This window comes from Leifsonia sp. McL0607 (assembly GCF_049993355.1).
Lineage (GTDB): Bacteria > Actinomycetota > Actinomycetes > Actinomycetales > Microbacteriaceae > Leifsonia.
Genome location: NZ_CP188253.1, coordinates 993427 through 1010432 on the forward strand (window position 1 = coordinate 993427; position 17006 = coordinate 1010432).

14 protein-coding genes and 3 tRNA genes are annotated in these 17006 nt (G+C 64.2%); 5 read left to right on the forward strand and 12 right to left on the reverse strand.

Annotated elements, in window-relative coordinates; translation table 11 throughout:
• Window positions 1–3 precede the first annotated feature (3 nt).
• Entirely contained in the window at window positions 4–1290 is a 1287-nt protein-coding gene (locus ACPPVW_RS04845) for a peptidoglycan DD-metalloendopeptidase family protein (protein WP_426625396.1), read from the reverse strand.
• Between the two features lie 343 nt (window positions 1291–1633).
• Here ACPPVW_RS04845 and ACPPVW_RS04850 point away from each other — a divergent pair.
• The 4 genes from ACPPVW_RS04850 (at window position 1634) to ACPPVW_RS04865 (ending at window position 3399) form a co-directional block, all read left to right on the forward strand.
• Window positions 1634–1706: transfer RNA gene (locus tag ACPPVW_RS04850), tRNA-Glu, on the forward strand.
• A 37-nt stretch (window positions 1707–1743) separates the two neighbouring features.
• Window positions 1744–1820, forward strand: a tRNA-Asp gene (locus ACPPVW_RS04855).
• Window positions 1821–1883: 63 nt separating this feature from the next.
• Window positions 1884–1956: transfer RNA gene (locus tag ACPPVW_RS04860), tRNA-Phe, on the forward strand.
• 540 nt (window positions 1957–2496) lie between these two features.
• Entirely contained in the window at window positions 2497–3399 is a 903-nt protein-coding gene (locus ACPPVW_RS04865; protein WP_426625397.1) for an aldo/keto reductase, read from the forward strand.
• A 5-nt stretch (window positions 3400–3404) separates the two neighbouring features.
• Here the strand turns inward: ACPPVW_RS04865 and ACPPVW_RS04870 are convergent, their stop codons facing one another.
• The 8 genes from ACPPVW_RS04870 to ACPPVW_RS04905 all read right to left on the reverse strand — a co-directional run bounded on the left by ACPPVW_RS04870 (window position 3405) and on the right by ACPPVW_RS04905 (window position 13187).
• Window positions 3405–5123, reverse strand: coding sequence for a hypothetical protein (locus tag ACPPVW_RS04870; protein WP_426625398.1), 1719 nt, complete (start codon window positions 5121–5123; stop codon window positions 3405–3407).
• On the reverse strand, window positions 5120–5866 hold the full coding sequence (locus ACPPVW_RS04875) for an SDR family NAD(P)-dependent oxidoreductase (protein WP_426625399.1): 747 nt from the start codon (window positions 5864–5866) through the stop codon (window positions 5120–5122). Before ACPPVW_RS04875 ends, ACPPVW_RS04870 begins: the two co-directional genes overlap by 4 nt.
• On the reverse strand, window positions 5859–8135 hold the full coding sequence (locus tag ACPPVW_RS04880) for an O-methyltransferase (protein WP_426625400.1): 2277 nt from the start codon (window positions 8133–8135) through the stop codon (window positions 5859–5861). The genes ACPPVW_RS04875 and ACPPVW_RS04880 overlap by 8 nt, the downstream gene beginning before the upstream one ends.
• Window positions 8132–9283 (reverse strand): PQQ-binding-like beta-propeller repeat protein, encoded by a 1152-nt coding sequence (locus ACPPVW_RS04885; RefSeq protein WP_426625401.1) that lies wholly within the window; start codon window positions 9281–9283, stop codon window positions 8132–8134. Before ACPPVW_RS04885 ends, ACPPVW_RS04880 begins: the two co-directional genes overlap by 4 nt.
• 35 nt (window positions 9284–9318) lie before the next feature.
• On the reverse strand, window positions 9319–10638 hold the full coding sequence (locus ACPPVW_RS04890; protein ID WP_426625402.1) for an MATE family efflux transporter: 1320 nt from the start codon (window positions 10636–10638) through the stop codon (window positions 9319–9321).
• Between the two features lie 99 nt (window positions 10639–10737).
• The gene (locus ACPPVW_RS04895) at window positions 10738–11991 is read right to left on the reverse strand and encodes a tetratricopeptide repeat protein (RefSeq protein ID WP_426625403.1); all 1254 of its coding nucleotides are present in this window, start codon (window positions 11989–11991) and stop codon (window positions 10738–10740) included.
• Window positions 11988–13010: an arginase family protein gene (locus ACPPVW_RS04900; RefSeq protein WP_426625404.1), complete on the reverse strand. Its 1023-nt coding sequence runs from the start codon at window positions 13008–13010 to the stop codon at window positions 11988–11990. Before ACPPVW_RS04900 ends, ACPPVW_RS04895 begins: the two co-directional genes overlap by 4 nt.
• A 24-nt stretch (window positions 13011–13034) precedes the next feature.
• A complete protein-coding gene (locus tag ACPPVW_RS04905) occupies window positions 13035–13187 on the reverse strand; it encodes a hypothetical protein (protein ID WP_426625405.1) in 153 nt (50 codons plus the stop codon).
• A gap of 218 nt (window positions 13188–13405) precedes the next feature.
• On the opposite strand from ACPPVW_RS04905, the gene ACPPVW_RS04910 reads away from it, so the two are divergent.
• Window positions 13406–13684, forward strand: a complete 279-nt coding sequence (locus ACPPVW_RS04910; RefSeq protein ID WP_426625406.1) for a hypothetical protein — start codon at window positions 13406–13408, stop codon at window positions 13682–13684.
• On the opposite strand, the gene ACPPVW_RS04915 is transcribed toward ACPPVW_RS04910, so the two are convergent.
• Genes ACPPVW_RS04915 through ACPPVW_RS04925 form a run of 3 tightly spaced genes read right to left on the reverse strand, consistent with a single transcriptional unit; the run spans window position 13674 to window position 16877 of the window.
• Window positions 13674–14576, reverse strand: a complete 903-nt coding sequence (locus tag ACPPVW_RS04915; RefSeq protein ID WP_426625407.1) for a carbohydrate ABC transporter permease — start codon at window positions 14574–14576, stop codon at window positions 13674–13676. The genes ACPPVW_RS04910 and ACPPVW_RS04915 overlap by 11 nt on opposite strands.
• On the reverse strand, window positions 14573–15574 hold the full coding sequence (locus tag ACPPVW_RS04920; RefSeq protein WP_426625408.1) for a carbohydrate ABC transporter permease: 1002 nt from the start codon (window positions 15572–15574) through the stop codon (window positions 14573–14575). Before ACPPVW_RS04920 ends, ACPPVW_RS04915 begins: the two co-directional genes overlap by 4 nt.
• Window positions 15564–16877 carry an ABC transporter substrate-binding protein gene (locus ACPPVW_RS04925; protein ID WP_426625409.1) on the reverse strand — a complete coding sequence of 438 codons (1314 nt, stop codon included), beginning with the start codon at window positions 16875–16877 and terminating at the stop codon, window positions 15564–15566. The genes ACPPVW_RS04920 and ACPPVW_RS04925 overlap by 11 nt, the downstream gene beginning before the upstream one ends.
• Window positions 16878–17006 lie beyond the last annotated feature (129 nt).

The window sequence follows — 17006 nt, forward strand, 5'->3', positions numbered from 1 at the left end:
TCGCTAGCCAAGGGGTGCCTGCCTGTCTCTCATGAAGGGGATCCCGTCGATCTTCTGATCGTTCACCCGGACTTCGAAGTGCAAGTGGCAACCGGTCGACGCACCCGTGGAGCCGACGTGCGCGATCGGCTGGCCGGCGCTGACGCTCTGGCCGATGCCGACGAGGATGCCGCCATCGCGGATGTGGGCGTAGCCGGTCTTGATGCCGCCGCCGTTGTCGAGGAGCACGAAGTTGCCGTACGTGCCGTTCGGCCCGGCGTAGATGACCGTGCCGCTGTGCGCGGCGTAGATGGGCGCATTGCACCCCGCGCCGATGTCGATGCCCATGTGGTAGGTGCTGCCGATACCGCCAGGGGACGGCCGGGCCCCGAAGCCGTCGGTGATCGGGCCGGCGGCCGGGACCGCCCAGCCCTGCGGGCCGACGTATCCGCCCGGGAGGCCCCCGGAGCCGCGTGCGGCCGCTGCGGCCGCCGCAGCCGCGACACCGGCCTCGTAGCCGGACACGGTCTTCGCCGTGGCGTCGCGCAAGGCGGCGAGCTGCGCCTCCATGACGACGATCTGCTGCTGCTGCTCCGCAAGCTTGTCGTGTGCGGCCTTCGCGGCGTCGACGGCGGCCTGGAGGGCGCTCGCCGCGACGATCCGCAGCTTCTCGCGCTCGCCCTTGGCGACCAGCGCCTGCGCCGACAGCGACTTGGCGGTGTTCTGGGCGACCTTCGCGTCGGTGTAGACCTTGTCGGACTGCTCGGTCAGCTTGGACATGCTGCCGAGGTCGGAGAGCAGCTGGTCCGGTGTGGACCCACTCGCGCCGTTGCCGCTCAGGAAGAGGTTGGCCGTGAGGTTGCGGCCGCCCGTGCGGTAGAGCTGGGCGGCGAGCTTGCCGGCCTGCGCTCCCGCCGCGTCGGCCTTCCGCTGGCTCGCGGCGGCCTGGGACTCCAGGTCTCTGGCCTCCATGTCGGCCTTGTCGTAGGCCGCTTCCGCCGACTGCAGCTCCTCGCCGCGCTTCTGGGCGGCCGCCTCGGCGTCGGAGACCTCCTGGTTCAGCTGGGCGATCAGGGACGTGATGCGCGTGACCTGGGCCGACGCCGCCGACTCGTTGGCCTTGGCGTTCTGGACGTCCTGCCAGCTGGGATATTGGTCGGCGTATGCCGGGGCGGCGATCGAGCCGACCGCTCCGGTGACGACGATGGCGCCCACCGAGAGCAGGCGGATCAGGGCTCGACGGGCTCGGCCGGCCGGCTCGCCGCCGACACGCCCCCGCCTGGGGAGCTCGTCACTCGTCTCGCGTCTCATACGTTCGTCACCTTGAACCCGTCGTAGTCAGCATCACCAGTCACACGAATCACACGGGTCGCGTTCATCACAAGCTGCAACTTTAGCAACATCGCCGTACCGCCGCCCGGTCGGGAGGGCGGTGCACGGTCGGACCTCGTGCGGGTCGCACGGACGACAAAGGGCCGTCGCTGGAAATCTACCTGGGGTCTCGCGGGCCTCCTGGGCATTTGGATGGGGCGTGGCGTGATCCCGAGGCCCGTCGACCCGCCCGGGCTGCAGCCTCGATTCGCTTTCTGTCAGGGACTTCCGTATGCTTATTCGTCGGTGGTCATCGGAAAACGAAAGTGATCCGAGACACTCCGGCCCCATCGTTTAGTGGCCTAGGACGCCGCCCTTTCACGGCGGTAGCACGGGTTCGAATCCCGTTGGGGTCACGATGGCATCCTCTACAATTCAATAGCAACACTGTTAGGCCCTGTAGCGCAGTTGGTTAGCGTGCCGCCCTGTCACGGCGGAGGTCGCGGGTTCAAGTCCCGTCAGGGTCGCCAAGGCGACAAGCCCTTCCAACCGGAAGGGCTTCCGTCTAGGTGGGCATGAAGATCGTGCCTTCCGGCTCTGTAGCTCAGTTGGTAGAGCGTTCGACTGAAAATCGAAAGGTCACCGGATCGATGCCGGTCGGAGCCACTGTAAATACCGGAAATTGGACTCTGCGGCGGCGCTTGTGTAGCCAACGCATCGAGTCCCAGCGGTGCAGGCAGAGCGACAGTCGGGTAAGCCATAAGCGTCGAGCTTCGATGCCAACTTCACCCGATGTTCCGCACAGTCGGGAATTCTTGAGTCTTGATCGCAGCTTCGCGCGTTTGGCTGCAACGTTGGATCGCTTCCTGTCGTCATGTGATCGATCGCCGGCACGATCTCACCGCATGCCACATGAAGAGATCTGCGCGAGGTCAACCCGGGCGTCACGTAGTGGATCAGACGCAACATCAATTCGACTCAGGACCGAATTGAGCAAGCTTCCGGAACAGCGAGATGCGTGAAACAGACATTCCACGTCACCTCGATGAGATCCGCTGTGGGCTGGGTCACGTCCAAGTGATTCGCATTTTGTGCGTGGACACCCAGGCCGGACGCCATCATCGTCTTGGTTTTCCCCGCGGTCGGCAGAAGCGATCCACAACGAAGACGATCCGATGAGAGAGAACCATCACGCTACGATCGCCGGTGGAACGCCGATCGCTGCAACGTATTGAGGTCAAGATGGTGATGAGCACGGACGGTCAGTCTCTATCGGCAGACGCTCCCTCCCACACCCTCGCCGACGGTCAAGTGATTCCCTGGATCACCGTCGGACCGGGACTTCGTGAAGACCGCCAAGCTACCGAGATGGTCGCGCAGGCTCTCGATGTGGGCTACCGATCCATCGATACCGCGTCACTCTATGGGAACGCGGCAGCGATCGGCCGCGCTGTATCGGCCAGCGGAATCGATCGTGAGGACGTCACGATCAACACCAAAATCCGCGGATACGACCAAGGGCATCTGAAGCACACAAAGCTCGCCGTCACCACAACCCTGCGGGAGCTTCGCACAGAGTACATCGATGTGGCCCTGATCCACTGGCCGCTTCCGGCGCTCGACCTCGCTCTGACCACTTTCGAAGCGCTCCTCCGGCTCCGCGAGGACGGGTACGTCCATTCTGTGGGAGTGAGCAACTTCACGGCCTCGCAGATCAGATGCATCCAGGAGCGGACAGGGGAATGGCCTGTGTTGAATCAGGTGCAGCTTTCACCCACGGTCGCACAGGCGGGGCTCAGACGGGCGCTCTCTCCGACTCCGGTCCGGATCCAGTCCTATCGAGCGCTGGAGACCTGGTCCGGAATCTTGCACTCGCGGCGGGTGTTGGAGATGGCCGCCGCGCACGGGAAGAGTCCCACGCAGATCCTTCTTCGATGGCAACGTCAGATTGGAACCCTCCCAGTGATTGCCGCCACCGATCGACGACACCTTCGCGAGAACCTCGACACCGAGAGCTTCCGCCTGACCGATGAAGAGATGGGCTCCCTCGAAGGGTTGGACAGGGGCTCGCGTTACGCTCCAAACTCTCTCACGCACTTCGAGCTCTGAGATCTTCAGTACATCCGGTAGAAGCGAAAGTACTCTGCCGGGTGGCCGAGAACGTCGTGGCCCGGTTGCCAGGGGCGCAACGACAGAATGCGACCACCGGCGCGAAGGTCGCTCGTCGAAACGGTGATCGCCGAAGTGCTCTCGACCCCGGCCTGAATATAGCGAAAGTTGTCGCCCGGCCGACGATGTCGCAGGCGATCCGCGAGCTCGCCCATCGCCTCAACAACCTCCAGTTGCACATACCCCGATCGCGACGATTCCAGACCCCCGAGAACGTCGGCCAGATCCTCACGGCTCCCGTAGTCGAAGGCAAACTCGATGAGGGCATAGGCCCCGCGCGAAAACGCGGTGAGACGTTGTGTCGCCGCATTCATCATCCGCTCCCGGCCAAGCGACGCGATGCCGTTCTGCTCCGCCAACCCGTCGAGAACGAAAGCCCCCTTCTCTAGCCACAGGCTGAAGCTCTCGGAGCGTCCGCTCGTCGCCCCTTCCAGCCCAGACAGGTTAGGGAGGGGATGTTTCGGGAGCGCGTGTTGGATTGCGTGTCCGAGTTCGTGGAGCAGGCTGATGATGCTCTGGAAGCTCACGGTCTTCCCCTGTTCAGCAGACAGGGCCCGGCACGAAATGTACGAATAGGCCGACACCGCCCACTTGCGCGTGGCAACGGTATTCCGAATCGGCTGCGTGTAACTCGCCCGATACGGCTTGCTGGCACGGTCGTTGAGATCAACATAGGCAGTGGCGACATGCAGACCGTCGGACTCAATGCGACAGGAGAATACGCCGTGGCTGAGCGGAGCGAACACGATTGTCATCCCGAACAGCTGTTCAACAATGAAGGAGACGAAGCGCAGGACGTCGGCGACGCCATAAGCAGCGGGAGGTCTCGCAGCAAGCTTCGTGTGCACGAGGTGCGGGAGGTCGATGTGGACGGCATCGCCGGTGTCGGGCCGCCCCCCGTCCTGACCGGCGAGGTCACGCAGGTGGTCCTCGGCATCGCACCGTGCCAATCGGAGAAAGTCGCGAAGCATGGTCGCCGTCTCGCGGTAACCAGGTGACGCGCCGGCCTCAGGCTTCGAGTCCTTCGCTGCGAGGAGGGAGTCGGCGAGCCGTGCATAGTGCCGGCCGGCCACATCAGTCCAGGCCTTCCCCAGCTTACGTCGGGTCTCATTGGATTGAATCGTCGCGATCAGGCTTCGGTACACGTCGGAGGGCGACGTATCGGTGGACACGACAGTCAGACGATCGACCAAGCTGCGCTGGTCGGTGCGGAGGCGGGAAGCGACGGCCAGAAGCTCATCGATCTGAGCAGAGGCGCAATGGTCGTCAACGGATTGCTTGCCCCTGAGTTGTCTTGCCAGCTCGCGACGAGCACGCTCACGAGGCTCCTCGAAACGAGCAGCGACGAGGAGCTGTTCGAATGTTCGGTCGTCGTCCGGGCTTGCGTAGAAAGCGCGACGTCGGTGCTCGAGACGGGTGAGATCGCCGAAGCGCTCAGCCTCTCGCAAGCCGAGGAAGATCGATTCGGCGGCGTTGTTGATCACCAGGATCTCGTCAAACGCTGCTGGTGAGAGCGGCGGTAGGGCGATCACCGCCCGGCGGTCGTAGAGCTTGCGAAGCACGGCATCGAGTTTCTCGACCTCAGGCAACGCAAACGGATCCCACGAACTCACCGATTCGACAAGACCGCTCTCGCCGGTCAGGGTCCACGCGATCGGGGTCACCGAAATGCGCCCCCCGAACCGCCATCGAGGCGGAAGGAGGCGCCGTTCGCGATCGCTCCGAGATCGAAGCCACACTGAATGAGTCGGAGGCAATCCTCAGGCTGGATAAACCGATCGATCTTGGACTCGGGGTTCGCCTTGACGAGAGCCTGGGCAACGACATCCCGAACATCTCGTCCGCTCCCGGCAGCAGCCGCAGCGGATCGTTGTCGTCGTTCATCCGAATCCAACGGCCCAAGGACAAGCTCGAACACCGCTCCGCCTCGTCCCAGACAGAGCCCGGAGAGAGCCGCGGTGAAGACTTTGAGGGCGGCCTTGCCGGCTGCGTAGGCGGCCGATTGCCGGTCTGGGTAATACAAGGCCTCCGAGTTGACGACAGCGACTCTCGCGGTGCCACCGGATGACTCAACGAGCGACAGGAGAAAGGCATACGCTCCGGCGCCGTTGACCATCAGTGATCGACGAAGCCCTTCCAGCAGCGGAAGATCCACTGTGCGGGGATCGAACGCTGAGCAGAACACGATATGGTCGATGCCCGCCGAGAACTCTGCCGTGGCCGCGCTCCAGGAGTTCTCGTCTGCGAGGTCGCACGCTAACCAGGTAATCGTGCTATCGGCGTCCAGCGGAATATCCCGAGTCGCGGTCGCGAACACGTTCCACCCGTCGAGGGCGAAGAGCGTCGCCAGTTCCCGGCCAAGGCCACGGGATGCGCCCACGACGAGGACCTGGCGGGGCTCAGTCATTCACCGGTCCTTTGACGGCCATGAATATGCCGTTCTCGGTGCCGAGGAACGAACTGGTGAGCCGAGGAGATCGCGCTAGTGCACGAATGCAGCTGCGGATGACTCGGGCAGACTCCTCCTCCGAGCTGTTCTCGTGCGTTGAGTAGTCCCCCGCAGCGAAGGCATCGTCGAGCAGAAGGATGCCGCCATCGGCGAGGAGGGGGAAGACGGCTTTGACATAAGATGCGTACTCTGCCTTGGCGCCGTCGATGAAAGCCAAGTCGACGCTTCCCGGCGCCAGCTCTGCCAGTGCCGAAATCGCATCCCCGGTCACGATCGTCACACGATCGGCCAACCCCAGTTCGGTGACGTTGCGACGAGCTATTTCGGCCGTTTCCTGGTCCACCTCGTAGGAGATGAGGTGACTGCCCGCGGGAAGGCCCCGAGCGATGTGAATCGTCGAATAGCCGAAGAGCGTGCCGATCTCCACCGCGATCCGCGGCCGGACGACGAGCGTCAGGCACTGCAAAACCGCCGCAGCGTTGTCGTCGACGTGAATCGGCGGCAGGCCATGATCGCGGAGCGCTTCGCGCAGCACGGTCGTGAGCTCCGCGGATCGAGGCGGGAGCATTGCCGCGATGAAATCAGCGGACGAGAACGGTGTGTGTGCGCCGACGGCGTCCGAATCGCCCTGAACCGGAGCCTCCGCGGCGTGCCGTGTCGCGCCGAAGAATTCTATGAGCTCGCGGGGCGCGGGCATTGGCGAGCCTACCCGCCTGCCAGTGAACGCCGCGGGAAGGGACTTCGCGGCCATAGATCGCCCCTGCATCCGATTCCACTCTCCAGCGACCTCGGCCATTGCCCAGTACAGACCGTATTCACCGCCGGGATTCGCGATCGGGATGGGCCAGGCGAGCCGGCTCAGACAGTTCCGATAAACAGCTTGTGAGTCAGCGGGCGATCGACCGACGAGACTCTGCCACGCAGACTCAAGGCTGCCGCCCGAGCGCCATTCACGGTCCAAACGGGCCGTCAGCAGGCGCACGGGAAGGTCGAAGTAGGTCTCGGTACGAAGCACGCGCTGCCATGCGCAGAGGGCTGCACGGTGTTCGACGGAGGTCGTTTCTGCGCCCACGTCGACAAGACAGTGTTGCCAATCGTCGAGGAACACACCCCATTCGAACCACGTGCTCAGAAGGTCGATCTCACGTTCGCCGGCGTAGTCGAGTCCCGTCTCCAACCGTCTCTCGCCAGCGACATAGGCGTGATTGACGCCATGACCCACTTCGTGGAGTGTCGAGCGAAGATCACGTAGATGCATCACGCAGGCACCGTCGTCGAGTGGATCGCAGCGCAGCGCAACATGTGCAATGGGGGTGCCGAAGGATAACGGCTCTGTGACTTCGGAAGCGTGGACGCTAGATGTCTTGCCCCCTGAGGCGGAACCCGAACGGGACACGAGCCAAACCTGAATCGCTCCCGAGACGCCAGATCCCGTCTCGAATTCGATAATCGCCGCCAATCCGGTTCGGGATCGCAGGCGAGCGAAACCGCCGGTCGCCTCGGAAATCCAATGACAGATCGTGTCGAGAACCCGTGACACGTCGAGAACCGGCTCCGGGTGACCTTCCGTTGCATCGAGGATCGCGCGCGGCGCCTCGGCCATCGCCCATTCCACCGCTTCGAGAATATCTGCGATTCCTCCCTCCCATGCCGTGATCAACCAGGCCTGGAGGAGAGCATCGGTGAACGCCGAGGGTGAATAGTCCCGCTTGTCTCCAGCGAGTTCGGGGACCAGCTGAGCATGTGCACGTTGCTCGATGAGTTCCTGCTCGACCGCGCTGAGCGCGTCGCTTGCGGGATCGAGGCACTCCTGCCACGAGGCGAAGACGGCGAGGCGGCGTGCAGGATCAGCGGCATGGGAGAGCATCTTCTGAACGGCCACATACGCCGACGCCGCCTCGAGGCCGGCGGGTGCCACACCGTCGCCATAGAGCCGGGAACGCTCCTCAGCGGCCAGCGCTTCGAGTGCGGACTCCAAGCGTTCCATACGGTTGGCATCGTCGAATGTCCTGTCGTGGCCATCGAGCTGTCTCCGGCGTCTCAACTCGGCGCGGAAGCCTGCATCGAAAACGTCGTCGTTCGCTCGGAGAAACGCGTCCAGATAGGTGGCGTTGTTCCGCTCGGTGTGCTGAACGTCAGCAGGAACGTCTACGAAGCGGTCGATGGCCCACTCGTGAAGGGCCGTCCGGGTCTGGTCCCGCTGCGGAACCGCTGAGGTCCACATCATCGCTGTGGGTCTTCCTTTTGCTGATCAGGGAAACGGAACCGATAGCAGTCCCCGGAATAGGAGGCGACGTACATCGAGCCATCGGCACAGATCGCCGGCGTGGTCTCCATAGAGGTCGAGCGGTCAGGGCGCCCGAGCACTTGAGAGGTCTCCCAAAGGAAATCGCCGGTGTTCGCGTCGAGGCCGACAACGGTTCCGCGCTCGCTGGTGATGACGCACACCCCCGACGGGAGAGCTATCACAGAGGTGTATTCGAAGGCGTCGATCGTCGGCGAGCGCCAGCGGAGTTCCCCCGAACCGACATCGTAGGACGAGGTGCCTACTCCCCTGCCCGACACGATGAGAAGGCCGCTGTGCACCGTCGCACTGGCGTCGATGCGGCCGCCGATCCTGACCGAGTATTCGTTGTTTCCTGCGGCATCCCACCTTTGCAGAACACCCGCCGTGGTGCAGGTGAGAGTCGCATCCCCCACCGCCACGGGGGAGGACCGGATGAGCCCGGCGGCGCGCGTTTCCCACATCACCGTTCCCGAGGGGTCGAAGCAGGATACAGCTTCGTGATCGGCGACGACGAAACAGCCGTCCCCGCGGACTGTCGGACTCGCGTATAGAGCCCGACGGTAGGCGAACGCGGATTCGAATCGCGAAGCGGACCCGCCGCGTGTGTCGACGCTCGCGACGACCTGCCCCGTGTGTAGGTCCAGGAGGAACGCTCGATGATCGAAGGTTGGAATGACAGCCGTTCTCTCATCGTGCAGGAAGGCGATCGTGCCGAAGACGGAATGCCCGAGGCGACTGACCCAGCGAGCGCGACCGCGCAGATCGAGTCGCACGATCATGCCGGCAACGCTGGCGACGATGAACTCTTCGGTGCCTGGGACGGCAACGAGAGAGGAGTAGACACCCGCATCCATGCGACGCGTCCAGTATGTGCGCTCTAATGTACTGTCGAAGAACCGGACTCGTCCGTCCTCCCCCGCAAAGATTGCACCGACACCGGTGACACCGAGAGCGCTCCCGTTGAAGGCCACGTTCACCGGTTGTCCCGTGAGCAGACTCGTTTCCTCGACGGCCGTCACGGCCTCGACCTGAGGTTCGGCTAACCAGTCCGGAGCGGTCACGCCGGGCATGTGCTCGATCGAGGACATGCCATATCGGTGCCGCGAAAGGATGTGGGGCGCGTTCATGGGGTGGCAGCCATCTCCTCGACCGGCAAGGCGCGCACTCGATAACCCAGCTGCCGGCACCGTCGCAGATAAACAGCCGCCAGGAGCACGGATGCGACGAACGCGGACAGGATCGCCACGACCGCGGACTGCAGCACGAGCACACCGACGATCGCGATCGGAATGGTGATCGCGTACGTCACGATCGACGATGAGACAGACAGCCACTTGCCCTGCTGCTCCACCGTCAGGACCTCGCCAGCAAGGTTCTCGAGCACATACGCGGGCACCGCGATCAGGAAGCACAAGGTCAGCATCCATGTCAGGGGGATGTCGACATCTCCGCCCCCGAGGAACTGTGCCAGCAGCGGGGAAGCGACCGCGAAGAGCACAGCCGCTCCGATGCTCGGCAGCGCGACATACGAGATCGTGACGCGCATGAGTGCCGTCGCTATCCGCTGGCTCGCGCCTCTGGCGTATCCGAGATAGACGCCGGCCGCAGCCAAGCATGCCTGAGGCACTCGGCAATAGATCGTCCAGATCCGTGTGGCGACGGTCGCCGCAGCGATCGTCGCGATGTCCAGACGGCTGATGAGAACGAACGGGACCACCGATGCCGCATAGTCGTTGAGCTGACGCAACCCGATTCCCACGCTCGTCTTGAGCATGTCACGCGCGAGCCCAAGACCGCGCACGCCCTCGGCGGGCTTCCGCCTCTCAGCAGTGCCGTGTCGTCGTACGAAGCGGATCAGAAGCACGACGCCTGCCGCTCCGGTCAGCACCTGGACCACGAGAGTCGCACTGGCGACCGCCGCGACGGGAGTGAAGAAGAAGGATGCCAGCGGCGAGTAGAGGAACAGAGCATCGACGCCGATGTTGAGAACGAACCCGATGCCCACCAGCATCACGGACATGCCGCGCTTGTTGAAGATGCGGAGCGCGGCAGAAGCCGCAGCGAGCGTCAGCGTGAAGGGGATGCCGATCATGCGGACGAGGACGTAACCGCTCGCGACCCCTACGACCGCCGGGTCCGAACCCACCATTTCCAGCAGCGCCGGGGTGAGGACGGCAAGGAGAAGGCCGATCAGCGTCCACGGAACGGCAACGAGCAGAAACCCTCGAAACAGCGGCGCCAGCCACACGTATCCCTCGCCGGCACCCACTCGACGGGCCAGTCGCGATGCGAACACATCGACCGAGCCGGCGAAGAACGCGAGATAGAGCGCCGTGAGGAGATCACCTAGCCCAACACCAGCCACCATCGCGACACCGAACGCCGAGACGAAGATCATGTCCACGACGCCGTACCCCACACTGATCGAGTCGATCGCAAGCATCGCGGCGCTGAAGGACGCAAACGACCGAGGAGTGAGTCTCGTGTGCTCCGGCTGCATCCCGGTCATAGCGTCACTCCCCGACCCGTCCACGTCGTCGACTCATGAGAGGCTGCTCACGACTCGCTCGAAGGAGCGGCGCGCGGAGGAGGTGCTCTGCGTAGAGAGCCGTTCTGCGGCAGCCAGCGAAGAGTCCGGATCCGGGAGCATGATGGCAGCCAGAAGGTGACGGTCGACGGCTTCGCCCAGCATTCCCGCCTTTTCATACTGTGCCGCCGCGCGCCGCACGTGGTGGGACACATACGGAGCTCCAAGGTCGGCAGCGCGATCATAGGTCCGCGCGGACTCCTCGGCGCGTCCGAAGAAGGCCAGCGCATCTGCCAGCTCTCCGATGCTGACCGACCAGTGCGGGTCGAGTTCTGTCAGTTCCGTCGCGCTCGCGACGGCCCGTTCCTCATCGCGGGAAACATACATGAACTCCTTGGTCGAAGACTCCAAGTATGTCTTGTGCAGGTTTTCGGCGAAGACGCCATCGCCCGCACTGTTGGCGCTGTTCGCGGCGTCGGATGCGCGGACCATCAGCTCGCGGGTCTTTCTCGCGTCGCCGAGCTCTGCCGTCAGCATGGCGACCCCACGGAACCAAGCCGATCTTGACAACGCGGGAATGCGGTCACCCTTCTCCACGATGAGGCGATCGCCGTGCCTCGCGAACCAGGCAAAATCCGATTTGGCGACACCGACCCCTTTGATGTACCACACGACCGCAAGGCCACAGGCGTCCAGAACACGGTCGATGGGAACACCGCCTCGCTCCACTATGGACCGAACCTCGTGCATGGCATGAGGAGAGAGCTCACGGCCCTCCGAACGATTGCCGATGATGTACCGAAGGAGCGCGGACTCGAAGGCATACCGAGTGTCGGTGTTGGAATGGTCCGGCACGTCGAGCACCTGCCGGGCGGCCTCGAACCGGGAGAGCGTCACGAGAGCGCTCGCCAGCACGAGCCTTTCGGTCGGAGCGAGATCCTCACGGCACGACCAACGTCGCCGGAGCTCGTCGATTCGGGGGCCGCTGCCGTAGTCAAGCGAAAGCGCATCCGAAAACGCGATGCCCTGGATCTCACAGACCTCGCGGAGGACATCGGGCTCGAACACCTGTCCGATGGGGTAGTAGTACGTGGAAGGGTCGCTCGCGTCGAAGGCGGTGGTGCAGTCGCGCGAGAACTGCACGACGTTGGCGTTCGAGGGAGGGGCCTCGAAACGAAGGATCGTCTCGGTGAAAGAGTTCCACGAGTTCCATCCTGCGATGGAGTCGAGTCCGATCTCTTCGATGAGTTCGACTGCTTTCGTTTTCACGGGAGGCGAAGCCTTTCTTCGTCGGTGAGGAGGCGGAGGACGTGGAGGAGCACGTCCGCGGCACGCGTGGCGTCGGCGAGGGTCTTCGGATCGCGAGCGGCGGCGGGCGCCCCGAACTCGACCACGTCAAGACCGACGATCGGGTTGTGCCGCACGACGAGGCCGATGAGATGCACAAGCTGGTTCGGCGACATTCCGGAGTGGTTGGGATAGGCAGTTGAAGACAAATAGACGGAGTCGAGGACATCGAGGTCCACCGAGATATAGGTGGGGATGCCTGCACCCACTACGTCGAGGAATTCAGCGTCCGAACGCAGTGCGCCGCTGTCGGCTGACACGATGGTGCGGCTCCAGCGGAACCATTGCTCGTTATCGCGCGGCTCGCCATCGACGACAACGAACGGGTCCACTCCCACATGGACGATGCTCTGCTCGCCAAGCACTGCCCCGACACGACTCATCACGTTCGTATTGAACAGGGGGTCGAGCAACTCGTCCGTTGCAGCCGGCCACAGCTGGAGATCGAGGTGCTGATCGAACTGAAGGACGCGAAACGGCGCGCATCCGCGTTCGACGATTCCCCGAACAACGCCTTCCGTGACGCTGTGATCGCCTCCGATGACGACAGGGATCACTGTCCGCGGAAGCTCAGACACGAGCGTCGATATATCGAGTGTGAGCTGGTCAAGACTCCCATGGGAAACGTCTAGGTCGCCCAAGTCGACCACACCGCGTAATGGATCGCGTCGACCTTCCGCAGTGAGCACGCGTCCGGATTCGTGTCCCCAGGTGTAGCGCCGAGACGCTGTGCGCAGAAAGTAGGGTCCGTTCTCTGTACCCGCATAGGCGGAACCGAGCGAACTGGGAACCCCTATGAGAGCTGTCGTGGCCTCTTCGACGTGAGTGGCCGCTGCTTCGGCCCGAAAGGAAGCCCCGGCGAAGCCGAACGCGGGCCGCTTGAGCGTTGGACGCGCTTCTGTCGAGAATGGGGACCAGGACGCGCTCTGTTTTGTCGTCACGAGTTCGGCCTGGCCCCCAGATTCCTACTTCGCGAGGATTGCGTCGAGCTCAGCGTCGATGGAAGCGTCGGCAGCAATCCGCTGCGCAGCGACATCGCTGCTGAACTCCTCTTCAAAGAAGGTCAGCGTTGTGGTCGCACGGAAAAACGCAGGGCTCTTCTCGTAGTTCTTTTCCATATCAACTCCTTTGTCTTGTGGGGTAGACACATCGTTCGCGCGTCCCCCTGGAACATATCAGATACCTCACGTCTGCCCAACCGAACAGGGAGTGTCTTACAATCACTCGCTGCTTCAGTAGGCCGCTTCTGGTTGCCGCGGGACGTGTAGCCACGGGTGACCGATCGCGTTGACTGGCCGGCGATCTTCATGATGACGTGCTCGGGAACGCCAGCCTCGTGGAGGAGATCGATGGTCGTGTGCCGCACACCGTGAAGGCGAACGCGTTTGTCTGTCACATTCATCTTGGCTGCCGGCGAGTTCGTCGCGTACGCATAGACGCGGTCGCCGACTACGAGCGCGCCGGGGTCGGGGAAGTCCTGGTCGATCTGGAATGCGGCGACCGTGGACGCGGCGCTCGGCTGCGCTCCGGCGCCGACGCCGACGCCGGAGCACCCGGCGAGGCCGACAGCGACCGCGGCATCGCCACCGCGAGTCGCCCTCCGCTCACCCCTTGACTCCGCTGGTCGCAACGCTCTCCACGATCTGGCGTTGGGCGAAGAAGAACAAGATGAGCACCGGCACGGAGGCGATCACCGCACCCGCCATCACGATGGCGAAATGGCTCGAGTAGGCGCCCTGCAGCTGCGAGAGTCCCGGCTGCAGCGTGAGGTTCTCGGGGCTCAGCAGCACGTAGACCGGCCAGAGGAAGTCGTTCCAGTTGGCGAGGAAGCTGAGCACCGCGAGCGTCGCGAGCGCCGGACGCGCGAGCGGAATGACGATCTGCAGGAAGATGCGGAAGTCGCCGGCGCCGTCGATCCGCGCCGCCTCCTCGATCTCTGCGGGAAGCCCGATGAAGAACTGGCGCAGGAAGAACACGCCGAACGCGCTCGCCGCGCCGGGGATGGCGATCGCCCAGATGGTGTCGAGCCAGCCGAGGTTCTGGACGATGAGGTAGTTCGGGATGAGGAAGATCACCGGCGGCACCAGCAGCGTCGCCACGATCAGCCCGAACACGACCCGCTTGCCGGCGAACTCCAGTCGCGCCAGCGCGTAGGCGGCGAGGGACGCGGTCACCAGGATGATCACCGTCTGCAGCGACGCCGCGGCGAGGCTGTTGAGGAACCAGCGGAAGAGCGGCTGCTGGCCGCTCGAGAGCGCGGTGTAGGCGTCGAACGAGAACGGGTCCGGGATCGCCGCGTAGGGGTTGCGGATCGCGTCGCCGTCGGTCTTGAACGACGTCAGCAGGATCCACAGCAGCGGGAGGATAACCACCAGTGCGAGCACGATCAGGGCCGCGTAGAGCACACTCTTGCGCAGCGCGGCACGCGGCGTGATCGGCCGGCGCGGCACGAGGGGGCGGCCAGACTTCGGGCGGACGGACTCTTCGCGTTCTGTGACGGTCGTCATGACACGCTCTCCTCTGCCCGCTCCCGCTGGAGCCGGAAGTTCACGATGCTGATGATGGCGAGGAAGACGAAGAGCACGTAGCTCATCGCCGAGGCCGCCGCCATGTTGTTCTGGGAGAGGCCCTGGTCGGCGATGTACATGATCGCCGTACGGGTCTGGTTGCCCGGCCCGCCCTTGGTGAGCAGGAACGACTGGCCGAACATGTTGGCGCTGGCCAGGATGGTGATCGTCACCACGAAGGTCATCACCTGGCGCAAGCCGGGAAGGGTGACGCTGAGGAACTGGCGGAACGCCCCGGCGGCGTCGAGCGCAGCGGCCTCGTAGAGGTCAGCGCTGATGCCCTTGAGGCCCGCGAGGATGATGACGGTGTTGAAGCCCATGGTCCACCAGACGGTGACGCCCACGAGCGAGACCCACGCCCACGGCACGTCGACCGTCCAGGGCAGGTTGTCGGGCAGCCCGATCATGCCGAGCACGTGGTTGACGATGCCGGACTGCGTGTCGAGCAGGTACTTCCAGATGACGCCGATGACGGCGACGCCGAGCACGTAGGGGGCGAAGAACACGGCGCGGAAGAACGATCCCGCGCGGATCCTCTGGTTGAGCAGCACGGCCACGAGCAGCGGGACGAGCAGCAGGAACGGGACGCTCGCGACGGTGAAGATGCCGGTGGCGAGCATGGACTGCCAGAAGTCACCGGAGGTCGCGCTGTCGGGTGTGAAGAGGTCGATGTAGTTCTTGAGGCCGATGAACGATTGGTTCGCCCGGAACGGGCTCCAGTTGGTCAGGCTGATCCAGAGGCCGAAGACCGCAGGCGCCAGCACGAAGACCACGAACAACACCAGGAAGGGCGCGAGGAAGAGGTACGCGACGCCGGTGCGGCGGCGGCCTCCGGGGCGCAGCGCGGCACGAGCGGAACGGGTCGTCCGCCCTGCCTCGCGCGGGCGTGGCGCCCCGGTCTCCCGGGGCGCCACCAGCGAACCGGTGTCAGTTGCCATACGTGTCTTTGTTCTGCTTGATCAGGGTGTTCGCCTTGGCGACGGCGTCGTCGAGCGCCTGCTTCGGGCTCTTCTTGCCGGTGATGGCCTCGTTGACCGCCGTCGTGATGGTCGCCTCGACGGTGGAGATGCCGGGCGCGGTCGCCTCGTAGTGCGCGTAGGGCAGCTCGTCGAGGAAGGGCTTCAGGTTCGGGTAGTCCTTGACCAGCTTCGGGTCGTCGCGCACCGAGTTCTTGGCGGGCAGCTCACCGGTCTGGGGCCAGTCGGCCGAGTTGTCGTTCATCCACTTGACGAAGGTCGCGGCGGCAGACGTCTTGTTCTTGTCTTGGCCCTTGTTGTTCATGAACATCCAGTGGGTGGAGCTCGACCAGACGGCCTTCTGCGTGCCGATCTGCGGCACCGCGACGGCCTGCCAGTTCAGCTCGCCGAACGCGGTGTTGGTGGTCTGCCACACACCATTCCAGTTGAAGGCGGTCTTGCCGGCGATCAGGGCGTTGATGTTGCCGTCCTGCGCGACATCGGCCGGGCTGTAGCCGTTCTTGATGAGGTCGGTCATCCAGGTGAGCGCCTTGACGCCCGCGTCGGAGTTGAAGGTCGCCTTGGTGACAGGGTTGTCGAACAGGTCGCCGCCGTACTGCCAGAGCAGGCTCTCGAACTCGAACGTGCCGGTGAAGACGTAGCCGTCGATCCATTCGCCCTGCACTCCGGCTGTCTTGAGCTTGGCGAGCGCGGCTTCGTAGGAGGCCTTGTCGGCCGGGATCGAGCTCGGGTCGACGCCGGCCGCCTGGAGGACGTCTTTGTTCACGTAAAGGCCGAGCGGCGTCACGCTCCACGGCACGGCGTACTGGGCATCGTTGTACTTTCCCGCGTCGAGCAGCCCGGCGGGAAAGTCGCTCGCGGAGTAGCCGAGCGACGTGACGATCGAGTCCGCCTTGAGCACCAGGCCCTGCGCGGCGTAGGTGGCGATGTCGTCGCCGTGACCGACCGCGACGTCAGGGCCCTTGCCGGCCTTGACCGCGAGCGGCATCTTCTGCGCGATGTCCGACCACTGCATCGGCACGTCCTTGACGACGATGTTCTTGTGCTCGGCGTTGAACTTCTGGATGAGCTTGGGGACGAGCACGGGAGCGGCGCCGCCGGTCCAGCCGTTCCAGAAGCTGATGGTGACCTCGGGGCCCGTGTAGTCGGCCGAGGAGACCGCCGCCCCTCCCGAACCCGAGTCGCTTCCGCACGCCGTCAATGCGAGGCCGAGCCCCACCGTGGCGGCAGCTGCGACCGCGCGCATCGCGAATCGCTTCTTCATGTGATCTCTCCCTTGAGTGCTCCCCGCGACCACTCGCACGCTGCGTCCTGCCCGGGGAGGGTCGACTGTGCTCTTGCATCTTTACAGCGCTAGATATTTGCTGTCAAGCGGTCACGCATTTCCAACGGC